Origin of the sequence: Oceanospirillum sediminis (genome assembly GCF_014164585.1) — a bacterium.
Taxonomy (GTDB): Bacteria; Pseudomonadota; Gammaproteobacteria; order Pseudomonadales; family Halomonadaceae; genus Oceanospirillum; species Oceanospirillum sediminis.
The window spans coordinates 1-21,675 of record NZ_JACJFM010000046.1 but is presented as its reverse complement, the minus strand read 5'-3'; the positions used below and the strand labels follow the sequence as shown (position 1 = coordinate 21,675).

The 21,675-nt window shown below is 43.9% G+C and carries 22 protein-coding genes; 6 read left to right on the top strand and 16 right to left on the bottom strand.

The window, feature by feature from the left end; genetic code table 11:
* The first annotated feature begins 20 nt into the window (after positions 1-20).
* The 4 genes from H4O21_RS21540 (at position 21) to H4O21_RS21525 (ending at position 4,256) form a co-directional block, all read left to right on the top strand.
* The gene (locus tag H4O21_RS21540) at positions 21-821 is read left to right on the top strand and encodes a hypothetical protein (RefSeq protein ID WP_182811053.1); all 801 of its coding nucleotides are present in this window, start codon (positions 21-23) and stop codon (positions 819-821) included.
* 138 nt (positions 822-959) lie between these two features.
* Complete coding sequence (locus tag H4O21_RS21535; protein ID WP_182811051.1) at positions 960-1,511, top strand: heme NO-binding domain-containing protein; 552 nt, start codon at positions 960-962, stop codon at positions 1,509-1,511.
* The gene (locus tag H4O21_RS21530) at positions 1,501-2,844 is read left to right on the top strand and encodes an ATP-binding protein (protein ID WP_182811049.1); all 1,344 of its coding nucleotides are present in this window, start codon (positions 1,501-1,503) and stop codon (positions 2,842-2,844) included. Before H4O21_RS21535 ends, H4O21_RS21530 begins: the two co-directional genes overlap by 11 nt.
* Positions 2,845-3,032: 188 nt before the next feature.
* On the top strand, positions 3,033-4,256 hold the full coding sequence (locus H4O21_RS21525; protein ID WP_182811047.1) for a DUF3095 domain-containing protein: 1,224 nt from the start codon (positions 3,033-3,035) through the stop codon (positions 4,254-4,256).
* 201 nt (positions 4,257-4,457) lie between these two features.
* Here the strand turns inward: H4O21_RS21525 and H4O21_RS21520 are convergent, their stop codons facing one another.
* The 16 genes from H4O21_RS21520 to H4O21_RS21445 form a co-directional block, all read right to left on the bottom strand.
* Positions 4,458-4,904: a DUF4351 domain-containing protein gene (locus H4O21_RS21520; protein ID WP_182811045.1), complete on the bottom strand. Its 447-nt coding sequence runs from the start codon at positions 4,902-4,904 to the stop codon at positions 4,458-4,460.
* A 196-nt stretch (positions 4,905-5,100) separates the two neighbouring features.
* Positions 5,101-5,412, bottom strand: a complete 312-nt coding sequence (locus H4O21_RS21515; RefSeq protein ID WP_182811043.1) for a hypothetical protein — start codon at positions 5,410-5,412, stop codon at positions 5,101-5,103.
* Between the two features lie 238 nt (positions 5,413-5,650).
* Positions 5,651-5,926 (bottom strand): hypothetical protein, encoded by a 276-nt coding sequence (locus tag H4O21_RS21510; protein ID WP_182811041.1) that lies wholly within the window; start codon positions 5,924-5,926, stop codon positions 5,651-5,653.
* Between the two features lie 478 nt (positions 5,927-6,404).
* Positions 6,405-6,839 carry a GNAT family N-acetyltransferase gene (locus H4O21_RS21505; RefSeq protein ID WP_220495790.1) on the bottom strand — a complete coding sequence of 145 codons (435 nt, stop codon included), beginning with the start codon at positions 6,837-6,839 and terminating at the stop codon, positions 6,405-6,407.
* A 65-nt stretch (positions 6,840-6,904) separates the two neighbouring features.
* Positions 6,905-7,492: a hypothetical protein gene (locus tag H4O21_RS21500; protein WP_182811039.1), complete on the bottom strand. Its 588-nt coding sequence runs from the start codon at positions 7,490-7,492 to the stop codon at positions 6,905-6,907.
* 100 nt (positions 7,493-7,592) lie between these two features.
* Positions 7,593-8,099: a Clp protease N-terminal domain-containing protein gene (locus H4O21_RS21495; protein ID WP_182811037.1), complete on the bottom strand. Its 507-nt coding sequence runs from the start codon at positions 8,097-8,099 to the stop codon at positions 7,593-7,595.
* Positions 8,099-8,332: a helix-turn-helix domain-containing protein gene (locus H4O21_RS21490; protein ID WP_182811035.1), complete on the bottom strand. Its 234-nt coding sequence runs from the start codon at positions 8,330-8,332 to the stop codon at positions 8,099-8,101. The genes H4O21_RS21495 and H4O21_RS21490 overlap by 1 nt, the downstream gene beginning before the upstream one ends.
* A gap of 390 nt (positions 8,333-8,722) precedes the next feature.
* Positions 8,723-9,460: an SDR family NAD(P)-dependent oxidoreductase gene (locus tag H4O21_RS21485; RefSeq protein WP_182811033.1), complete on the bottom strand. Its 738-nt coding sequence runs from the start codon at positions 9,458-9,460 to the stop codon at positions 8,723-8,725.
* A 139-nt stretch (positions 9,461-9,599) separates the two neighbouring features.
* Positions 9,600-10,088 (bottom strand): hypothetical protein, encoded by a 489-nt coding sequence (locus H4O21_RS21480; protein WP_182811031.1) that lies wholly within the window; start codon positions 10,086-10,088, stop codon positions 9,600-9,602.
* 126 nt (positions 10,089-10,214) lie between these two features.
* Complete coding sequence (locus tag H4O21_RS21475; protein ID WP_182811029.1) at positions 10,215-12,230, bottom strand: ATP-binding protein; 2,016 nt, start codon at positions 12,228-12,230, stop codon at positions 10,215-10,217.
* Between the two features lie 159 nt (positions 12,231-12,389).
* A complete protein-coding gene (locus H4O21_RS21470) occupies positions 12,390-13,229 on the bottom strand; it encodes an abortive infection system antitoxin AbiGi family protein (protein ID WP_182811028.1) in 840 nt (279 codons plus the stop codon).
* Between the two features lie 255 nt (positions 13,230-13,484).
* On the bottom strand, positions 13,485-14,495 hold the full coding sequence (locus H4O21_RS21465; RefSeq protein WP_182811027.1) for an IS110 family RNA-guided transposase: 1,011 nt from the start codon (positions 14,493-14,495) through the stop codon (positions 13,485-13,487).
* Between the two features lie 605 nt (positions 14,496-15,100).
* Positions 15,101-15,328, bottom strand: coding sequence for a hypothetical protein (locus H4O21_RS21460; RefSeq protein WP_182811025.1), 228 nt, complete (start codon positions 15,326-15,328; stop codon positions 15,101-15,103).
* A gap of 317 nt (positions 15,329-15,645) precedes the next feature.
* Positions 15,646-16,299 (bottom strand): HAD family hydrolase, encoded by a 654-nt coding sequence (locus H4O21_RS21455; protein ID WP_182811023.1) that lies wholly within the window; start codon positions 16,297-16,299, stop codon positions 15,646-15,648.
* 178 nt (positions 16,300-16,477) lie between these two features.
* On the bottom strand, positions 16,478-16,675 hold the full coding sequence (locus H4O21_RS21450; protein ID WP_182811021.1) for a hypothetical protein: 198 nt from the start codon (positions 16,673-16,675) through the stop codon (positions 16,478-16,480).
* Positions 16,676-16,722: 47 nt separating this feature from the next.
* Positions 16,723-17,979 (bottom strand): alkaline phosphatase family protein, encoded by a 1,257-nt coding sequence (locus tag H4O21_RS21445; RefSeq protein WP_182811019.1) that lies wholly within the window; start codon positions 17,977-17,979, stop codon positions 16,723-16,725.
* 404 nt (positions 17,980-18,383) lie between these two features.
* Between H4O21_RS21445 and dcm the strand changes: the two genes are divergently transcribed.
* Positions 18,384-19,745 (top strand): DNA (cytosine-5-)-methyltransferase, encoded by a 1,362-nt coding sequence (dcm, locus tag H4O21_RS21440; protein ID WP_182811017.1) that lies wholly within the window; start codon positions 18,384-18,386, stop codon positions 19,743-19,745.
* Between the two features lie 196 nt (positions 19,746-19,941).
* Positions 19,942-21,405 (top strand): DEAD/DEAH box helicase, encoded by a 1,464-nt coding sequence (locus tag H4O21_RS21435; RefSeq protein ID WP_182811015.1) that lies wholly within the window; start codon positions 19,942-19,944, stop codon positions 21,403-21,405.
* Positions 21,406-21,675: the final 270 nt, after the last annotated feature.

The window sequence follows — 21,675 nt, the reverse complement described above, 5'->3', positions numbered from 1 at the left end:
CATCAGAAACGGAAAACTCAATGATGGAAAAACAATTCACGTCACACTGTCAAAACCTTCTTTCGGCTTGCGGGCTTGCCATTACCTCAGCCTGTTTTTCCCTGGATCTGTATGCCTCTGGCTTTATTATCAGTACTGGCTATGAATACAGTCAGGGAAAATATGACTATGACGATAACACCAGACAACACAGTCAGTTCCTGGCTCTGAAGTGGCATACCGAAAGCTGGTCCGTCAAAATCAGCAATAGCTACATGGACTCAGAAGGCCCTGCCGGGATATCTGATAATGACTCAGGGCTATCGCAACTCTCTGGTACAGAAGATACCCGATACAAAGGCTGGGGAGATACCCGGATAACAATGACCAGAGAACTGAACTGGGATCAGGCGGCCAGACAGGGTATTTTTTTAGATCTGACGGCAGGTGTCAGGCTTGCTACGGCTGAATCATCAACCGGTATCAGTGACCATGATCCTGATTTTGATCTGGTGCTGGATGCCTACTGGAGTCAACCTCAATGGCTGACCATACTCAGTGCCGGTTACCGATGGTCTGGCCATCGGCACAGTATCAGTACAAAAGATGCTTATATGCTGGCTGCGGGACTCCAGTATCAGAATAAAGCCCAGTGCAAACCAGGTGTCATCTATGATCACAGGCAAAGCATTTATCCGGGGATAGCAGCCATTAATGAGCTAATGGTATACGCCCGATGCCAGTTAGGTTCTGCATGGTCAGTCATGCCTTATGCTCTGACTGGCTTCAGCAATAACAGCCTGGACAATGGTGGCGGGATACAATTATCAATGCGATATTAATGGCTCAGACTCACAGAGACTCTGCTATATTATTGATTTATATTGTTCATTTCAGGAAATAAGAATAACCTTACATTACATACTGTCATCTGAAAATACGGTTAATCCGACAAACTCATCAAAGTCATGGAGAACACTATGCTGGGAATTGTTTTTACTGAATTTGCAGAAATGGTTGAGACGGCATTCTCAGAAGATGTGCTGGACGATGTACTGGATGCTCCCGGACTCAGTACAGAGGGCGCTTTTACCAGTGTCGGGTATTATAACCATAAAGACATGATTATTATGGTGACCGCACTAAGCGAAGTCACAGGCGTCCCGGTTGATGATCTCGTCACAGCATTTGGTAAGCACCTGTTCAGCAAACTGATCGCTAAATACCCCACACTGGTTGCCCCCCATTCAGACCTGCTTTCTTTCCTTGAAGTTGTTGACGGCGTTGTACATGAAGAGGTCATGAAACTCTATCCTCGTGCTGAGTTGCCAGTATTTCAGACAGAAAGAAAGAGCGAACATAACTTACTGATGCGCTATCAGTCGAAACGCCCCTTCTCCAGACTTGCGCTGGGGCTTATTCACGGTGCTGCAGAACATTTCGATACCAATATTGATGTCAGCTTTCAATCCGAAGACAGCGATATTCTGTACAGCACTTTATTTGATATCCGGATAAAGCATGACGGATGACATCAAGCGACTTGAACGTCGACTGAGCCGCGAAAAGCGCGCCCGGAAGGAAGCAGAGCATCTGTTAGAACAAAAAGCATCTGAGCTTTTTCAGGCTAATCAGGAGCTTCAGCATCTGCTTAAAAACCAGGAAGAACTGGTACAACAGCGGACACTGCAGCTTGAAGATGCCCTGGAGATGGCTGAGCAGGCGAATCAGCATAAAAGTCGTTTCCTGGCCAACGTCAGCCATGAAATTCGAACCCCTATGAATGCCATCCTTGGGCTGACCGATCTGGTATTACAAACCCAGCTGCACCATACGCAAAAAGATTATCTCGAGAAAGTACGCCTGTCTGCGGATAATCTTTTGCACCTGATTAACGACATTCTGGATTTTTCAAAAATAGAATCCGGGCATATGAAAATCGAGCAGATTGATTTTAATCTGGACGATGTTTTAACTCAGGTTTACCACCTGAATCATCAGAAAGCATCAGAAAAGCAATTATCTTTTACCGTTAGCAGGGCCGCCGACCTGCCCGAATGGCTCAATGGCGACCCTCTGCGTTTCCATCAGATTCTGGTTAATCTGGTCAGCAATGCGATTAAATTTACCTCTGAAGGCCAGATACGGCTGGATATCAATCTACTCGGTTATTCTGATAATAAATATATGCTGGAGGTCCGGGTAACGGATACCGGGCCAGGCATCCCTGCTGATCGCCAGAAAAAGTTATTCAACGCCTTCACTCAGGCGGATGATAGCACCACCCGTCATTTTGGTGGTACCGGGCTAGGGTTAAGTATTTGCAAACAACTTTGTGGACTGATGCGGGGCAGTATTGCTATTGATAGTACCCCCGGAGAAGGCAGCACCTTTACTGTTCGCCTGCCGTTTATGGAAGCAGATCATATACCAGAGAAAACACCCTGTAATACTCTGCCAGAACCTCTGCTTTCAGATACACACAAATCGGATTTTTCGTCGGCCAGAGTTCTCCTGGTAGAAGACAATCCGGTTAATACTCTTGTAGCAACGGCCATGCTGGAACAGTTTAACATTGTCCCGGACACTGCAGAAAACGGTCAGGAAGCACTTGAGATGTTAACTCAACACCAATATGACCTGATTCTGATGGATGTACAGATGCCAGTCATGGATGGCTATACCGCAACCAGAAAAATACGCCAGCAGTACAGTCCTGAACAACTGCCTGTTATCGCCCTGACTGCTAATGCGATCGATGGTGATCGGGAAAAGAGTCTGTCAGAAGGTATGAATGATTATCTTAGTAAACCCTTTAAGGCCGACGACCTTATCCGCATCATGAGTAAGTGGCTGAATAAATAGCAAATTGATCAGAGTTTGTCTGAAGCTATCTTCCAGGCCTTCAGCTATGTTAACGGCCCATGATTATCTGGTAACACCGTGATAAATACGCCTTATAATCTAACGATAACGGAAAAATACATTTTTCATGGACCAGAACCAGGGCAACCTGCGTATAATTCTGAACAGAGTTATTATGAGGACATGCCATGAGTGCCACCAGTACTGGTGAAAACACGCTGTTTTACCGGGATCTGCCTGCCGTATCAGCTTTTTCGGATCTGATGGATCTGAACAGTTATAAACAGGTTCCTGAGGACTGGTATGTTCTGGTGGCTGATATTGAAGGCTCAACTCAGGCTATCGAAAACAACCGTTACCAGGATGTTAATACCCTGGGAGCCAGTTGCATTATTGCTGTGCTTAATGCCTGTGAGCGTCTGGAAATTCCCTACATCTTTGGCGGAGATGGCGCGTCTTTATGCGTACCTCCCGAGTACCTTGAAGTCAGTCTGGCCGCACTGAAAGGCACGGCTGCGATTTCCGAACAGGCTTATAATCTTAAGCTTCGTACAGGCTTCGTTCCTGTCGCCGTATTGACTGGCGATCACATCCCTCTTCTGGTGAATAAACTACAAATCAGTCCGGGAGCAACTCAGGCATCATTTACGGGCGGAGGACTTCAGGCCGCCGAGAACTGGATAAAACAGTGCCCTGAACGCTACAACATACCAGACTATATTATCGCTAATGCTGATTTTTCAGGTCTTCAGTGCCGATGGGACCGCATTCCAAGCCCTAAAGAGGAAACCGTCTCTGTGCTTATAGAAGCACGCTGCGATACTCTGGAAGAACAAACCCGGACATACCGCCGCCTGATGGATCACATTACAGAAATATACGGCAGCCGGGATGAACATCACCCGCTTCAGGCCGAAAAAATGGAAATGACCTATTCCAAAGAGAAACTGGCCAGCGAGCATCGCTTATTCACTCAGAATAAAAGCCCGATTTACAAATTCTGGTACACCCTGAAAATGCGTATTATTGCAGCAGTTGGCAGTTTCATGATGAATAGATGCATTACCATCAGTGGCTATAACTGGGGGCAATACAAACGTGATATGGTAGCCAATTCAGACCATCGCAAGTTTGATGATATGCTGCGTATGGTACTGGCAGGCACTAAGGATCAGCGCATAAAACTGGAAGCCTGCCTTAAGGACGAATATGAAAAAGGCAGCTTGTATTATGGCACTAACGTATCCACAGCCGCCCTTCTGACCTGCCTGATTTTTCAGAGTGGTGTCGACCACTTTCATTTTGTGGATGGCGCAGATGGCGGTTATGCCCTGGCCGCTCGCCAATTAAAAAGCCAGAAAAGCGACAGCACTGACTCGGGAGAATCAGCAAAAATACGCTTGAATACCTGATCATTGCACGGATCAGGCAAAGTAACAGCAGAGTGAATCACATCATCCATGATGATCTCCTATGGCCAATAAGCCTTAACTGGTTAAATATACAGCATCACTGTAAAACAAAGCCCCGGTCTTTGCCAATGCCTTTTGCAAAGCAATCTCCTGAAAAACGATGTCAACCAGGCACATTACCACTCTGCTGTTGCCTTAAGCTCAGGGCATCTGTATATACTCCGGTAGCCGCTGCTCTCCCTCTTTCAACTCAAACACCTGCTCCAGAGTTTGCGCAGTCAGAATATTATCCGCCCACTGCTCCAGCTGCTCAGCAGAGCCAGAATGCACTCTGGCCACGGCCTCCGTTGGCGATATTCGAAAACGGCGACAGAGCTGGCGAGTCAGCACCTTAACCTGCCCCTGACGTTCGCCCACGGCTATACCCCGTTTCTCTCCGATTGAGATCCCCCTCTGTATACCCACATCTATACCGGACTCAACGCCGCGCTCTTCGGCACCTTTCAGTAAACCCGATTCATCGCATAGCGCCCTTTCCGGCCTGAATAACAGCCGCTGGGATTCTTCATCCGGGTTGAGCACATAACGTCGTTTACCTGGTTTTATCACCGGATCTGGCCCGGTATTGGATAGATCAGTCTTACTCAAAATAATGCTCCTGCTGACACCGGCTAACAGACTGTATGAGATATTTCTGATGGCGCGCTGCGTAAAAGCCATGTCGTCAGGCTGGCATACGGGGCAATCACCTCAATCAGCAATGAATACCGGCCCGAAAGCCCACTCCCCGCTCTGGCCACACGACATAACAACAGCACAACACCCTTCAGCCTGATAGCCCGGTTTAATCGCTCAGTTGTTCTGCTTCGGTATAAGCCAGAAAATCCTGAAAACTGCCCTGCATTTCTACAATGGGCGGGGCATGACACAGTTCAGATGAGGTTCGTACCCAGCTGAGTTGCAGCAGGGTATACAGGTTCTCTTCGTCCGGGTGCCAGCACAGTAACCGGCCACTGTTGACCAGATCTTCATGGGCAATAATCCGAAGTGATCGACCGTATAAGACGTGATTTTTTCCTATGGCCTGGTCTAATTTATCGCTCAGTAACCAGACGCTAATTTCGCTGGTTTTATACCAGCCTCTGGGTAACATCATATCATCCCTCGTTACCAGTCCACCGCATCTCAGAACCACAGGACACAATCAGCCTGATACAGATGGCCAAATCGAATCGCCCCGTTCTGTTAGATGGGTGGTTGTCATATCATTCCGATAGCAGCGCGCCATACCGGAAGTGCCGTATTCCCTCCACAGAATACGACACCGGTGACGTCCCTACCGGCAAAGCATTTAAATCACTCAATACCCTGCCATTCAGAAACAGGGTTGAAGTTTAATCGCCAGTTTTCAGATCTTTATCCACCATTTTCTGGATCAGCTGCAGCTCATCCATCAGGTCAGAGATAAAATAGCCCGCACCATAAGCCACATCTTTGTGATGCAAAGAGCGCTCATTTTTAAAGGCCATATGCTCCAGTGCCGTCATCACAAATGCGCTGCGGTGCCGGAAACATTCAAAGGCCTGACTGAGCTGATGCATATCCAGTGGATCAACGCCTTCTTTTTTCTCTCCATCTTTAATATCAGAGACATTGTGACTCGGGTTCATAGCTCAAACCTCCGGTAGTTTTCAAACAAGACAAGCATCCGGACGTCAAAACACCTCGGGATAAAATACCCCGATAATGAAAAAACGACGGAAAATGAAGGTTCAGACCCGAGAGCCGGAAAGAATTGAAGGCGTAAAAAAACCTGGCGCCGCAAATGCGATTACAGGCCGTAAGATCATGAAAATAAAGAAATTTTTCTTTAGCCGAGCGAAGCTCTGGCGTAATATTGTTCGAAGCCATATATTGATACTCGGATTATCGATGATGGTTAGCTGCCTCTGGGTGTTACCAGCACCTCAGGGGTAGCGACTTAATTTATGATTTAAATGCTTACGATAGACACCTCCTTCTTTTTTATCTGGTTAATTAGCGAATATTGAAACATCAGTCAGCGACTTAAAGCAATCGCTAACTGATGTTTTTGTGTGGATCTTGCTGAAGATAAATGAGTAACTGACAGGATTTGTCGCGATTGACTTAAAAGCCCATAGATTGACGAAAAACCACCATAGTAGAAAGATCAAAACCATGCTTCTGGTAAAAGTGATGGGCTAACGTATTATCATGATCAGTGAGTAAAGTAATACGCTGACAGCCCTTCCCTTTGGCAAATATTAACGCGTGTTCGAGTAACTGGCTCCCAATACCAGAACCTCGGACAGTATCAGATACCACCATATCTTCCAATATTCCGACACGCGCACCCAGAGCCGTAGATACCGTGTATAAAATATTGACCATAGCAACAATACAGCCATTATCCCGAGCGACTAAAATATCCCCGACATTATCATTCTCAATGACAGACCTTAATCCTTGAGCCTGTAAATGGTTTGAATTCAGCTTCCTGACGGAATAAAGATTCCAACAGATCGCATAGGGCAGGAATATCTGAGATTTCAGCGGTTTCAATTTTCATGGGTTATTTTGAACATTTCTGTTGCATGGCTCAAGCAGCGAGCTGTTGCCTTGACTTGTCAGACACATACCACTTTACGTCTGTAACTGACCATAATAAGCAAAAATAAACAAGCACAACTAACTGATAAAGGGAATAAAGCTGTTGCTACCGAATAAGACTCCAGTGCCAATAGTGCGAAGGTGTTTCTTGCCATAAACAGTAGAAAGAAGGGAATGTTTTCCTCATGCGGAAAATCATAAGCCTTTCGGATAGTGGGACCAAAGCCAAGCAGGTCAACGGCAGTAAGAACCACTACCGCCCATAATGGATCAGAAGTGAAGTACCAAAATGGCAACGACGCAAGCGCCGATAAGAAAAATAACCAGTCAGTTCTGGTTATGGAAATATCTGAACATTTAATGAATGCCAATGCAGCAATAAATGTTGTGATAGCGCCGGACACACCAATGGGCCATGCGCCTATGCCTCCTTTGGCTTCAAGTTGTGCAAAGAAAACAATAACGGTTGTAGTACCCCAAATCACCCACGAAAATACATGAGGCTTTGTAATACCTGCCAATATTGAGCGAATATAAGGCACGAAAGCGACAAACGTAAGTAATATTGCCACTCCGCTGAAAAATAGTTTCAGACTCGAATCCATGATTAGCGCCTAACGCCGCCAGCAGGAACATAGAAACCAGAGCAAAGCGAGATTTTTCGAGTCCCTCTGGCTGGCTTTGTCAGATGTAAGTTGCTTCATACTATATTGAGACAAGCTCGTCTCTAGCTGCTTTAGCTATCGCTTCTCTGTCAACTCCCAGAACTTTAAACGTCCTCGGTACTACGCCATACTCTATGGAAGCAGCCACGATTATTACATGGGCTCCTTGTAGAGGACGGTTTTTATCCTCTTTTTTCAACGTATAAAGGGATTTTATTAAATCCTGACCTGAAGGCTGTGAGTCGTGGAGGATTTTATCTGATTTTATAAGCTCATGCCCAATATCAGAAACTTGCCCACTGATACCGACAGAGCTTAGCGCCTCATCATACTGTGCTTTAATGGCATTCTGAAATTTTTTGTAATCGATTCCTAATTTGCCAAATGCTCGCCTGGCCGTACCATCTTCCAGACAGAGCGCAGAAAGCACAAAGTGCTCAGCACCGGGTTTTTCTTCACCCATGATATTTGCCTGTTCATCTGCTCCGGGTATCAATTTTCCAATGGTTTTCATATCTCGAAAACGTAATAGGAGACGCTTAAACATTACTTTTTCCTTTTCGACCCTATTGTATTCTGAATGGATGCCGCATGGCGTTTATGGGCCGCTTGCTTTGAAACGCCCAGTGCTTCAGCGACTTGCGACCAACTCCATCCTTGAGTAATTGCTTCTTTGACGGCTTTTCTTTCCAACTTATCAGCCATGTAACGAAGCGCAACTGCAGCAGCAAGTGCTTCTTCGGGGTTGTTCGGTGATGGAAGTGATTTTATATCTGTCATTCGTCAACAATAGTTGACGCTCATAGCGTTCGTCAACAAATATTGACGAAAAAACGAAAGAAGGACTTTACTGACTCACCTTAAAGGCAGCAAAAGACAGAGAGGGGAACGAACGGCATTTTTGACGAACCCAGGCGACTGCTATGTATTGTTATATTTCATTCCGCCCAGACCTGTAGGTTACCGCTTCGCCACAACTCACCATCCCAAGAAATTACATCGTCAAGACCTTTACACATCGTGTGTTGTCTATGGCGTGGCGAGCCATCTGTCTTGAACCATTTATTAACTAACGTAATTGGTTTTGGTGCATATACCTTTTTTCTGTCGTTAAGAGTTGGCTGCCAAAAGTAAATTATTATTGATTCTGCAATTTGTTAGATGCTTTCTTCACGTTAAATTTAACCCGCCATCTGAGAGCACGATTTCACCAGTTAAATAGGAGCTGTTGATTAACATTCCAGCGACATAAGCAATCTCCTCTGGTTCTGCGCCCCGTTTCATAGGGGCTTTGGTTTTCCATAGTTCACGGGCTGCCTCCCAGTCTTTGCTCATTGGTGTATGAACTAAACCTGGAGCGATGGCGTTGACCCTAATCTCAGGCCCCAGATTTAAAGCTAATAGTTTTGTCATATGGTTGAGCGCAGCCTTAGTTACTGAATAGGGAATTGATGCGCCTTTGGGGCGTACGCCTGCATGAGAACTAATGTTAAGAATACAGCTAGTGGCACCTTCAGAAGAGGACTTTTTGAGCAAAGGCTCAGCTTCGGAAATCAATGTCCATGGAGAAATGACATTAACCTCATGAAGGATTCGCCATATTTCAGGAGTAGCTGCCTTGAGATTTGAATGGTCTATAACCTCAGTTAATGCTGCGTTATTTACTAAAACATCCAGACGTCCGTATTTGGAGGAAATTTCCTTGATTAAGCCTTTCGATTCGGCTTGATTTGATAGATCAGCCTGGAAATAAGAAGCGTTTTCGTGCATTGATGCCAAGCGCTGGCCGACATCTACAGATGAACGCGAATGGAAAACGACGGAAAAACCTTCCGAAGCAAGACGACTGGCAATAGCTTTGCCAATTCCTGATGTCGAACCTGTAACTAAAGCGACTCTGTTTTTCATTTAATTCAATCTTGTATTTATAGTTGGAATTGGTGTGTATCTAACGATTGAACTTACCTGCACGTTATGGAGTGACCGAAGAATGAGGGCGCGACATAACGGGTCAGGTAGAGTGATTTGTTAGTGGTTGTTATACTATTTACTGTTTTTTCTCTTCAAGGAGAGCTAATAGTGATTCAAGAGTGAGCCCATTCTCGTCATATGGTTCTTCCTGAGTTTCTTCATGATCAATACTGTGGATTAAAGGATTATTTTCGTTGTCTGGATTGTGACACAAGAAGTAAAAATAGTCCTCATCACATGCAAATGGTAAATACTTGTTTGGAGATACACTTGTAAATTCTTTTTCCCAGCTCTCCCAGAACCCTATATTTTGTGGATCTTGAATAAATCTAAAGTTATGAGTTGAAGGCATTTCATCTTCTAATTCAAACTCTTCGAAACCGTTAAAATCTTCATTTCCTGTTTCTTGAATGTAAGTTTTAAATAGCTCTGTCGAACCTTGGTAAAAGTTATCGGGCCATTTAATTTTATTTTTTATTTCAGATAACTCCTGAATTGAGTCAAGGTTATCGTATTTAATATTTAATCGATCTAAGTTTGCTTTAATTATACTCGTAAGATTCATTTTACGCCTTTATTTTTTTTCACTAATGCCCGGCTCACCGGGCAAATTTTTGATGGCGGATTTTTGCTGCTAAGCGAAAAAGGGTGACAGCGGAAATTTGTCCGGTGCAGCCGCTTGTTAAATGCATTACTCCGATGGCTCCTGAAGTTCATCTACCAGTTGCTTTGAAGACTTATCTTCAAGAGAACCCCTCTTCGTTTGAAGTTTTTCAAGCAGGTAGTGGTTTGCTAAATCAAATTCAGCAAATATGGTTCCCCAGGTTTTCACATACCCTTTTATCCGATCATTTTTGGTGCTGAACACTAATCCAGGTTCGTTTTTAGCATCTGCCGTTTCTAACGCTGAGTTGATATCGAAATCTTTATCTGAAATTTTTCTACCGACCAGTATTATTTCAAACCTCATTTTCTCCATTGAGAAGCCTGAGTGTTCGGATATTATTCGCGCATAGTCTCGTATTTGCTTAAGATGCTTTTCGTTGAGTGCAACTGCTGGCCTCTTTATTTCGATGATCGTACACTGGTAATAAGACTCACCCCTAGAATTGAATCCAATATTCTTTCTAGCTAAGAATAAGTCTACTTGCCGTCTAACCCCCTCAATATCTAACCCACCATCTAAATCCACTGACTCAACGTCACTTTCATCAATGGAATCTATTCCTTTTACATGATTCCTAAGATTCAAAGATATTTTTTGGAAGTCATCCTCTTCAGCACCCAGCAGTGTATATTTGTTACCGAAAAGCCAAGTATTACTTTCAATAATCCCCTGCAAATCAGGTGTTTCGAGAACTTCTTTATAATATTTAACCATTATTTCTCGAAGCTTATGGACAGCAAGCTCTCTCTTTTGAAGGACTTCGATGGTACTAATAACATTTTCTAACGATGAATTTTTAACTTGCTGCGAGAATGTATTTATTTGATTTTCATCTAGATTAAGAATTTCGCCGATAACCTCAAAAATCGTATCATTCTCATTGGACACCAATATCTTATCAATTAGCGCCAATAGTATTTTTACAGGTTTTTCTTTTATATTATTGAAAATCGCGGGGTCAGTTATATAAAGTGATTTTACAAATGACTTAGTATTCTCTCTTCTCCAAGCCGCTTCTTCCGCTTTTAGCCTTTTATGCTCGGGAAAATAACCGCGAGCTTCATACTCCTCGATTTTTTCTTCAACAAATTCCCGAAGAAACTTTTCATATATTTCCCTGCTGAACTCATGTATTGCCTTTTTTAACTTCTTGAAAGCATCAGATTCTGGGCTAACCTGCGGGGCATCCGTAAAATTTAGCGTTGAGCTACTTTTATTGAAATTATCAAACCAGTTCGACCTAGAGTATGAGCTAAGGTGAAACTTTGGTTTTTTATTAAAACTGCTTAGATCTCGATGCAATACTCGTCCATCATGGTTAACTACATAATTATATGACTTTTCATCTCCAGGCTTATCTACCCAGCGAATAAAATCGATTTTAAATTCAGCTCCATCAATACAAATATTTTTCTCTATCAATTCATTTTCAGGAATCTCGACTTCTACTCCATTAACCGTTAACTTTCGATCGGGGTTTAGAATTAGTCTCCAGCCAAAATAGCTTTCAAGATTACTTTTAATAACCTCTAGCTCTGGAAGGTTGGTATGAAAATTGGACAGGACCACACATGTACCTGATTCAAGTGGGCTTAATAATGCATGCTGTTCCTCTGGCGCAATCTCTTTTGCTGAAAAATTACGCAGTTTAGTGCTATCTATTAGTATCTTAGATTCAGAGTCATGGCATTTGGTGTACCAAGTAGCATTTGAGCAGAGCAAATGAAACGCAAGCCTTCCTTTTCCGTGAGCTCCCTGAAGGTCATCATCACCTTGCTTAGAAGATTCATTAAACCTAGAAAAATGTTGGTCGCATTTCTTTATATCAATGCCCGACCCGTTATCCAACACAGTTATAGCAACTAGACCATGCATTTCATTGTGTTCAATCGTAAGATCTACGGAAGTTGCGCCAGAATCAAATCCGTTAGCGATCAATTCAATGACTGATTGAAAAGGATATTTCTTCCATTTAGTAAAATGCTTTTTAATCCCTTCATGAGTGATATCTGCTGTACCACTTATCGCCATATTACCCATTTAACAATCCAGATTATTTGTGTGATTAGTTTAAAATATTGAAATACAGTTTCTCGCCAAGCATTTAACGCCCAAATATGGGGCCGGAATGTAGGCGCGAAGCGCTGGAATGGAGGTCCCAGCTGCGTAGCAGCGCCATAATTTGTTTGTTAGGTAAATTTAATGTTCGACCAAATCTTCCCATCGAGCAACCGTAATTCCTCTAGGCAGATCAAAGTTATTCAAAAAGTCTGTATAGAACTCAAAACCCTCTTGCTCTGAAGGTAAAATTAACATTGCTACATCATCAAATGTAAATTTAAAATTCTGAGTTGATCTCCACTCTCTTTCACAATAGATGCTGTCAAACTCCGTTGTATCGAATGTCTTGATGTAAGCCAAGAAGTTGCTGTAGCTATCAGTAAGTTTTTCATGACCCTTTGCTACATAACCGATTTCAAATTCTGGATTAGAAAAATCGATGTAATCATCAATATTATGCTCTTCCAATTTTTGTTCAACTTCTCCTGAAAGTGACTCTATTTCATTCGCAATACATGATGGATCAACCTCATCTATTGCATCGTAGCCAGTATAGATAGAGTTTAACAATGGAGAGTTTTCCAACGTGTACATTACAGGATTGAAAGCTGCTTTTATGATAGATTCCCTCCTGAAGCCAATTGCTATTTTACCGTACCTCTGCGCATGATAAGCGAGATGTTGAAGTGGTATATCCGCCACACAACAAACAGGGTTTGATTTAACTGTCACAGGTACATTTTTAAGCATTTCAAAAGACTTAGTTTCGTAATTGTACTTGCGTTTTTCAGGAACGATTACTTTCACTATTTCATGATAATTCCCAGTTCTAAGCTCGCCACTAGATAAAATGGATTTCATAGCTTTATAGCCATTCATTGCTGGCTTCAATTCTTTTAGCTGCTTATTTGATTCAGAGTCCCACTGAGGTCCACCTGTGAAATGCCATAAAATTTTCGATACTGTACCGGGTCTCATTTTTTCTCCGATTTACCTAACATCTATGGACGCCCCGTTTTTGGCAAGTAGTTTCTTTCCGACAAGTTAAGGTTTGCAGCCATCTATTCGGATTTTTTATGAAGCACTAAGCTTCTATCCCTGATGAGATCCGCTGATTGAGCTCTAATCATTTTAACGTTCTAATATTGAACGATGTTAGGCACAGAGTTTCTCAATCACGGTCCGACCTGTTTTGTCATCAAAGTACTTTCCTGCGCAAAACCAGACTCCATTTTACGGTTGATAACGTGTGCCCTTGTGCAAGATCGCCCAGGCAACACGGACTAACTTATTGGCTATAGCCACAATCACTTTATTTCTGTGCATTCGACATTCCAGATTCTGAACCCATTCATACCATGGGTGTGAGGGTTTGATATGTCGAAGTAACGCTCTGGCACCATGTATAAATAAGCGCCGCAGATAAGTATTTCCCCGCTTACTGATACCCTGCAGAACCTGTTTCCCGCCACTTGAATTTTGTCTCGGGACTATTCCAAGCCATGCGGATAACTGCCTGCCTGATTTATAAGACTTTGCATTACCTACAGTAGCGACCAGTGCCGATGATGTTAAAGCACCGATCCCCGTCACTTCTGTTAACCTCTGGCAAGGCTCACTTGAGCATCTCTGCTTATCAAGTACCTTTTCTAACTCAATAATTTGCTCTTCTTTCTGTTGCCAACGAAGCATTATCTGGCAGATATGTGACTTCAGCACCTCTGGCAAGGAGTCTTCATAGTTTCCGTACTGCTCTTTGAACCAGTTCTTTAGTCGGCTTCTTCCTGTCGGAATTGCTATACCAAACTCAGATAATGTGGCTCTCAATCGATTTATTAATGATGTTCTCTCTTTAACTAATCCATCTCGCTCCCGATGAATCAATAATATTGTCTGCTGTTCAACACTTTTAACATCAACAAACCTCATATTTGGTCGAGTAACGGCCTCAGCAATGGCTTCCGCATCTGCTGCATCATTCTTATTCGTTTTTACATATGGCTTAACGTATTGGGGAGGCATAAGGCGAACATCATGCCCTAAACTGATCAACTCTCTGGCCCAATAATGAGAACCTCCACAAGCCTCCATACCTATTAAGCAAGGCTGTAATTTGGCAAAAAACGATAGAAACTGACTTCTTCTCAAAGACTTCTTCAAACAGCAGTGCCCCAATTTATCTAAAGCATGAATTTGAAAAATATTCTTTGCTAAATCAACACCAATAACAGATAACTGTTTCATTGCTGCACCCTCTGCTAATTTATACCGGCCTATCGGAAGTATAGAAGGGCGTCCATCTCATTATTTTAATATCACGCATGCGCGTTTTCCCCGGATTTTGACTTTACCGAGAAATGCCATAACTGATTGTTCAGGAAGAGAAAAATAGAAGGTTTGTGTTTTCTCATCCCTGAAAACCGAGCATGCCTGTTATTTCCAATCAACGCGCACTCGCTTTGCTTTTCATGCGAGCTACAACATGTTGATTTACTTAAATATTGAAAAATAATACACCGACAAACCGAGCATTGCGACAGGTTATCCGAGCAAAATTATGTAAATTTCGCAAAATATACTGTACATCCAGACAGACTAGGAGTGCATATATTGGATGAAAGCGCTATGCGGAACTCCGACACTCTAGCTCAGAGGGCGGATCAAAAGATTATATTGCCCAGTGCAATTCCGATAGCAGTTTAAGGATGCACTCTAACCGTTCGGTGAAAGCATTCAGACACCATCGACTTAAAGTGATAGCACACAGAAAAGTGCCCTGCCTCAAAATAGGAAAGCTGTTATATCAGGTAAGTTTTTCATGTGGTGTGGAGCAGGTTTGAATTATTGCGCTACAGATCTCGCCAGACGTTGCTCATCAGCAGCATACCCGATCCCATTGCCACCAGAACAATATCCGAGAACATGTCAATTTCATGGCGAGTAGTACTGAAGAAGACCATAGAGATCAGGGTATACAGGATAATTCCCATCCCCATACTTTTGAAGAAAAGAACAATCAGCGCTTCTGGCCGGTCTGTTAATTTTTTCATCAGCTCTGAACCTTTACTTTTTAGCATGAAAACACCTGTCTCGTTGTTGTTCACTTTGCGCGCCAGCTAAAACGTCTGCGCTGACCTAAATCATGGCAATTACCATTTTGTTACACATATACATTATGACATCACACAAAAAAACAAACCACCAGGGAAATCCCTTAGAAAAACACATTAACAAACATTAAATTAACTGGATTTAAATTTTTATATAATAAAAAAGTGAACCTGGTACGGCTTTGGATATCAACGGACTGAAATCGTTCGAATTAAATTAGAGGCACAAAAAAGGGAGTGAAATCAATGCACTCCCTTACTTTAAAACTGATTTTTTCTGACTTTTATTGCCAGCACACCTGCAACCAGCCATTTGCTGTCGCCAGACGACTCAGTTTTTCGTCGGCATTGACCGCAACGGGGTTTGTGACTTTTTCTAACAAAGGTCGATCATTATGTGAATCACTGTAAAACCAGCTGTTATTCATATTTTCGGTATTCAGGCTCAGCCATTTTTCCAGTCGGGTGACTTTTCCTTCCTGGTAGCTGGGTATTCCACTGATATTACCGGTGATTCTCCCCTGCTCTATTTCAATCTCAATACCGATGATGTCTTCAATGCCCAGTTCTCTGGCAATCGGTTGAATCAGGAATTCGGTTGATGCTGAGATAATCAGGCAACGATCACCCTGTTCTTTGTGTCGGGCAATATTAGTACGGGCTTGCTGGCGAATTACTGGCCGGATTTTTTCAGCCACGTAGCGTTCCAGGTGAGGCTCCAGTTCTTCAAAGGATAAGCCAATCGTTGGTTTAAGCTGCATAGTCACGTAGTCTTCTACTTTCAAATTGCCCTGATAGTAGTCCTGCATCAGTTGCTTTTCTTTTTGCAGTATTTCATCTCTGTCAGCCATTCCCTGCTCTATCAGATATTCAATCCATAACGTTGAGCAGTCTGCATCCAGCAGGGTTTCGTCCATATCATAAATTACCAGAGCCATAGTGATATCAGGTCCATAAAATAAAGTGAGTGAAATCGTCGTCTTAAAACGTGTTCCTGCTCGCTCGCCGGGTACTTTATCCTGCTGCTTTTTATACAGAAAAGCAGTTGGATTAATTAAGCAGAAAAAATCCGCCGGATTACCCAGCGGTAAGCACCGTCGTCAGAGACGAGCAAAATCAGGCGGCACAGCCAGCGCTTATAGCAATCTCTGGTGCAGGCTCGCCGTTTGTTCCCTGACGCACCTGGCGTGAGTACAGCATCTGGTTCGCATAGAAAAAACGACTCGGAGAAATCGGGTCCAGAGATTCAGTTCCGACATAACCCACATCATGAGCAATGCGAATGCTACCTGCTAACACTTCAACGCTGGCCATACTTCCTGCCAGAGCAGTGGCAATTTCAGTGTATATTGCTCATGCCATCAGGCATTACGCTTGAAAATCGGTTGTGCATGCCAGGGCGTTTCAACCCCTATGATTGAAGCCATAGTGGGTGCAACCTGATGGTTATAAGCGGTTGGTAAAATCTGCTGGGGTACATCAGGACCACTAAAGATACAGAAACGGTAATCTTCCAGACGCCCCGGACGCATGCCATGATTTGATACATATTCAGATGGGCCACTGGTGCCTTCAGGAGCTTCATCTGGCGCAGCCTCAAAGCTGATATCAGACCCTTTTGGTGTAATAAAGGTAATGATATCTTCACGCAGTTCTTCAGGCAGGTGGTTGTTATCCCACAGCTGAATACCAAACTCAGTCAGTGCCAGTGTCACTTCATGAGCGTGCTGCTTATCACGGGGTTTTACCATTAACACCGCACCTTCACTGGACCAGATCGTGTCTTTGCCCAGAATACGATCGACATACAGAGCATCCGGCATAGGGGTATGACCGTGATCACTCATAATGGCAAAGTTATATTCATCCAACTTGCCAGATTGCTCCAGACGGGTGATCAGACTGCCAATCTGAGAGTCGGCTATACGCATCGACCATTCTGTCAGGCTGTGCTCTGCCCCGTATTTATGCAGGAAGTAATCAGTGATAGCGATTTCCAGCATAATCAAATCAGGCGCTTCGTCAGATGCAGCCAGACCTGCGGCAATATCCAGTAACTGATGGTCCGCCAGCATCCCCAGCTGCAGCTTGTAACGAGGGTGTTTATTCGGTGCAACTACTTCGCAGGCTTCGCCGCTTTCAAATAAGCGAGCTATACGACCATCCGGATCAATGGTTTCACCACACTTCTGCCATTGCAGATCTGCCGGGACAGGCTGCTGATCTTTTCCTCTCATCAGCATCTCGTCGGCCCACCAGGGCCCGACATAGACCGAGCAATCTTCCGGACGCACCATGCCATACCCGACACAGGCCACATCTTTACCCTGCTTTTTAGCCAGCTCAGGTAACGTCTGCACCCGGATATCATAAGGGTTTGCCCAGCGGAAACCGTCACCATCTAGAATAAAGTTGCCATATACGCCATGATCTGCCGGAGCAGCCGCGGTAATAATGGATGTCCGCCCCGGACAGGAAGTACCACACATTTCCGGGCTGACACCCTGAACCTGAGTACCCTGTCGGGCCAGACGATTCAGTACAGGTAACTGATGACGGATCTTTTCAAAGTGACTTGCACTGATACCGTCAATCATGATCAGAATTAACTTGCCCATCGGCGTAATAGCTCTTCTAAATAGAGAAAAATTAATCGGGCGATGCGCAACTAGCGGATAAAAAAGAGTATTTATCTGTGACCGCCCCTGTGATGCAGTGAATATTAGGGGGCTTTTGTTGCAACAGAATGAAATAAAAGTGCAACGAATCTGAGAATTTCGCGGGACATTCTTAGTTTATCTAAGGCGTTCATTTCGACAGGCTCTGAGTCAATATATCTGAACCGCTATATCTGTCGCTCTGTAAGACTCTACCCAACAAATGAAAAATACCACCTTTTAACTGTTTAACCCTGGTGATTGACGACCACTGAAATTTCCCGGTCAAAATGTCACAAAAAATAGTATGATACAGGAAATAAAAAGTGAGTTTTTGTCACACGTTTAACCCAGATGAACTGTAAATGAAAATAGAAGATACAACAGAAGAGCTGGCTCTTCTGATGCAGGTACTGCAGATCTACGACCAGAAATTCGTGGCAAACTATCTTAATTCGGTATCTCCCGATCGTTGGAGCCGGGAAACCATTAACCGCTGGGCCAAGGGCAAAGCGGCACCTAAGATGACTCACACGGAATTTACTGAGTTACAAAAACTCCTGCCCACACCTCCGGATACCAGACAGGTTCCCGGATTTAAATTTATTGACCTGTTTGCCGGTATTGGTGGTATTCGTAAAGGCTTTGAAGCCATTGGAGGCCAATGCGTCCTGACCAGTGAATGGAATAAGTTCGCAGTCAGAACCTACAAAGCCAACCACTATTGTGACCCGGAACAGCATATCTTTAACGACGATATCCGCAAAATCACCTTATCCGGTGATGAAGGTATATCAGAACAGGCTGCTTACGAACATATCGACCGCTCTGTTCCTGATCATGATGTCCTGCTTGCCGGATTCCCCTGCCAACCGTTTTCCATTGCCGGAGTCTCTAAGAAAAATGCATTGGGCCGCGCCCACGGCTTTGAATGTACCACTCAAGGGACGCTATTTTTTGATGTGGCGAGAATCCTGAAGGCAAAAAAACCAGCCGCGTTTCTATTAGAGAACGTGAAAAACCTGAAAAGTCATGATGGCGGAAAAACCTTCAGAGTGATTCTGGAAACTCTGGATGAGCTGGGATACTGGGTATCTGACGCCGAAGCTACCGGAGCTTCTGACCCTAAAATTATTGATGGTAAAAAATTCCTGCCTCAGCACAGAGAAAGAATTGTACTGGTGGGGTTCAGAAAAGACCTGGATATTCATCAGGGCTTTACCCTGAACAATATTACTCAGCAACTGCCGGAGCATATCCCCTCTTTAGGCGACTTACTGGAAAAAAAGGTTGATGACAAATATATCCTGACGCCAAAACTATGGGCGTATCTGCACAGTTATGCGTTAAAACATAAAGCAAAAGGTAATGGCTTTGGTTATGGGCTGGTGAATGAAAACAGCACTACCCGGACATTATCTGCCCGCTATTATAAAGATGGTTCAGAAATTCTGATTGATCGTGGCTGGGATGATAAAGCCCCTTTTGATGATCCAGTCAATCAGGCAAACAGACCAAGGCGCTTAACCCCCAGAGAGTGTGCCCGCCTGATGGGGTTTGAAGCAGAAAATACCAGTGACTTCAGAATCCCTGTATCAGATACTCAAGCTTATAAGCAGTTTGGTAACTCTGTTGTCGTACCTGTTTTTTCTGCGGTTGCCCGTTTAATGAAAGATCGAATTTACCAGGCTGTGGCACTCAGACAATCATCATCCGATACAGAATAGGGCTATTTCAGAGTATAAGGAGCAGACTACCTTAATCAGCATATACCACGAGGTGTCGCGGTTGAGGTAGAAAAGATTCACAATAATACCTATCAATCAGACAGACGTCATGACAAAGCTATCGCTATATATATACCCGTCACAGTGCTTCGTGTATGATGCCCGCACACATCTCTTGAGCTAATATATTCCTCTTATGCAATCTGAATCCCAATCAGGTTTTAATAACCTGGGCTTGTCATCGTCTATCCTGAAAGCGATCCAGGATAAAGGCTATCAATCTCCATCTCCTATTCAGGCGAAAACAATTCCGCTTGTCTTACAGGATAAAGATATTATGGCGGCCGCCCAGACTGGAACGGGTAAAACAGCCAGCTTCACACTCCCTCTGCTGGAGAAACTGTCTGAAAAACAGCCTGTCAGAGGAAACCAGCCCAGGGTACTGATTCTGACACCGACCCGTGAGCTGGCAGCTCAGATTGAAGATAATGTGCAGGCATATAGCAAATATACCTCTGTACGCTCTGCCGTGGTGTTCGGTGGCGTTAAAATCAATCCTCAAATAGCAAAATTACGTAGAGGTGTCGATTTACTGGTGGCAACACCAGGTCGTTTGCTTGACCTGTTCAATCAGAAAGCGGTGTGTTTTAAACAGCTGGAAACACTGGTATTAGATGAAGCAGATCGCATGCTCGATATGGGCTTTATTCACGATATTCGAAAAATCCTGAATATACTTCCTGCACAACGCCAGAACCTGTTATTTTCTGCAACCTTCTCCGATGATATAAGAACGTTAGCAAAAGGCATTCTGAACAATCCCATTGAAGTATCAGTAACACCCCGCAATACCACAGCTAAGACGGTTAAACAGTGGATCTACCCGGTTAATAAAAGCAGAAAAACAGCTCTGTTAAGCCACCTGATTAAAGAGAATGACTGGCATCAGGTACTGGTATTCAGCCGGACTAAACATGGAGCTAACCGCCTGAGCCGCGCTCTGGAAAGCAAAGGTATTATGGCTGCAGCCATTCATGGCAATAAAAGTCAGGGAGCCAGAACGAAAGCTCTGGCAGACTTTAAATCAGGCAAGCTACAGGCTCTTGTTGCAACCGATATCGCCGCACGAGGGATTGATATTGATCAGCTTCCCTACGTTGTAAACATGGATCTGCCAAATGTGGCTGAAGACTATGTGCACCGCATTGGCCGAACCGGACGAGCAGGCGCTACAGGACAAGCTGTGTCACTGGTATGTACAGAAGAAGCTAAACTGCTTGCCGCTATCGAGCGTTTAACTAATAAGAAGCTTCCTCGAACGGTAGTCGAGGGCTTTGAACCTGACCAGGAGTTATCCGAGCAAGCAGCGGGTAATAAATCAAAGCCAGCACATCGTTCAGGGAGAACAAATCCTCGAAACGCCCGTTCAAATAACGATAATCACAAACGAAAGCCTCGTGCTCAGAATAAAGCATCGAGTACATCCCCTGAACGTGAACAGCAATTATCCAGAAATAAAAAACAGGGTCAGAATAAAGCTGTAAGCCAGGATAAAAAGCAATCAACGCCTCAGAATACAGCAACAAGGAACACTCCGGCTGGTAAACCTGTAGGTAATAAGAGAACCTTCAGAGCCTCATCAGCAAAAGCTCAGAAGTAAAAGCGCTCAGGGCTAATTGTACAGATTAGCCCTGTGAATCACGTATTTTATCAAAAGCTTTTCCTGCCCTTGTATTCTCCACTCCCCTTCATCTGATCTTTATTTTCAGGACCGGTCGCTATTTTTCACTGATTATCAGCAGAACAAAGCATTTTTACTGGCTTAGTTTTCCACCCCGCCTTTTCTTCATACAACGAAAAAACCCCGGTCATAGAGACCGGGGTTCTTAATTTAAAGCTTGATGATGTCCTACTCTCACATGGGGAGGCC

Bases quoted from the DNA above. Each gene is read 5' to 3' on its own strand.
- H4O21_RS21470 (WP_182811028.1), bottom strand. From the start codon at position 13,229: ATGAGACCCGGTACAGTATCGAAAATTTTATGGCATTTCACAGGTGGA.
- H4O21_RS21480 (WP_182811031.1), bottom strand. From the start codon at position 10,088: ATGAATCTTACGAGTATAATTAAAGCAAACTTAGATCGATTAAATATT.
- H4O21_RS21535 (WP_182811051.1), top strand. From the start codon at position 960: ATGCTGGGAATTGTTTTTACTGAATTTGCAGAAATGGTTGAGACGGCA.
- H4O21_RS21525 (WP_182811047.1), top strand. From the start codon at position 3,033: ATGAGTGCCACCAGTACTGGTGAAAACACGCTGTTTTACCGGGATCTG.
- H4O21_RS21540 (WP_182811053.1), top strand. From the start codon at position 21: ATGATGGAAAAACAATTCACGTCACACTGTCAAAACCTTCTTTCGGCT.
- dcm (WP_182811017.1), top strand. From the start codon at position 18,384: ATGAAAATAGAAGATACAACAGAAGAGCTGGCTCTTCTGATGCAGGTA.
- H4O21_RS21435 (WP_182811015.1), top strand. From the start codon at position 19,942: ATGCAATCTGAATCCCAATCAGGTTTTAATAACCTGGGCTTGTCATCG.
- H4O21_RS21510 (WP_182811041.1), bottom strand. From the start codon at position 5,926: ATGAACCCGAGTCACAATGTCTCTGATATTAAAGATGGAGAGAAAAAA.
- H4O21_RS21475 (WP_182811029.1), bottom strand. From the start codon at position 12,230: ATGGGTAATATGGCGATAAGTGGTACAGCAGATATCACTCATGAAGGG.
- H4O21_RS21455 (WP_182811023.1), bottom strand. From the start codon at position 16,299: ATGGCTCTGGTAATTTATGATATGGACGAAACCCTGCTGGATGCAGAC.
- H4O21_RS21530 (WP_182811049.1), top strand. From the start codon at position 1,501: ATGACGGATGACATCAAGCGACTTGAACGTCGACTGAGCCGCGAAAAG.
- H4O21_RS21445 (WP_182811019.1), bottom strand. From the start codon at position 17,979: ATGGGCAAGTTAATTCTGATCATGATTGACGGTATCAGTGCAAGTCAC.
- H4O21_RS21490 (WP_182811035.1), bottom strand. From the start codon at position 8,332: ATGACAGATATAAAATCACTTCCATCACCGAACAACCCCGAAGAAGCA.
- H4O21_RS21450 (WP_182811021.1), bottom strand. From the start codon at position 16,675: ATGGCCAGCGTTGAAGTGTTAGCAGGTAGCATTCGCATTGCTCATGAT.
- H4O21_RS21495 (WP_182811037.1), bottom strand. From the start codon at position 8,099: ATGTTTAAGCGTCTCCTATTACGTTTTCGAGATATGAAAACCATTGGA.
- H4O21_RS21485 (WP_182811033.1), bottom strand. From the start codon at position 9,460: ATGAAAAACAGAGTCGCTTTAGTTACAGGTTCGACATCAGGAATTGGC.
- H4O21_RS21500 (WP_182811039.1), bottom strand. From the start codon at position 7,492: ATGGATTCGAGTCTGAAACTATTTTTCAGCGGAGTGGCAATATTACTT.
- H4O21_RS21465 (WP_182811027.1), bottom strand. From the start codon at position 14,495: ATGAAACAGTTATCTGTTATTGGTGTTGATTTAGCAAAGAATATTTTT.
- H4O21_RS21460 (WP_182811025.1), bottom strand. From the start codon at position 15,328: ATGCTAAAAAGTAAAGGTTCAGAGCTGATGAAAAAATTAACAGACCGG.
- H4O21_RS21515 (WP_182811043.1), bottom strand. From the start codon at position 5,412: ATGATGTTACCCAGAGGCTGGTATAAAACCAGCGAAATTAGCGTCTGG.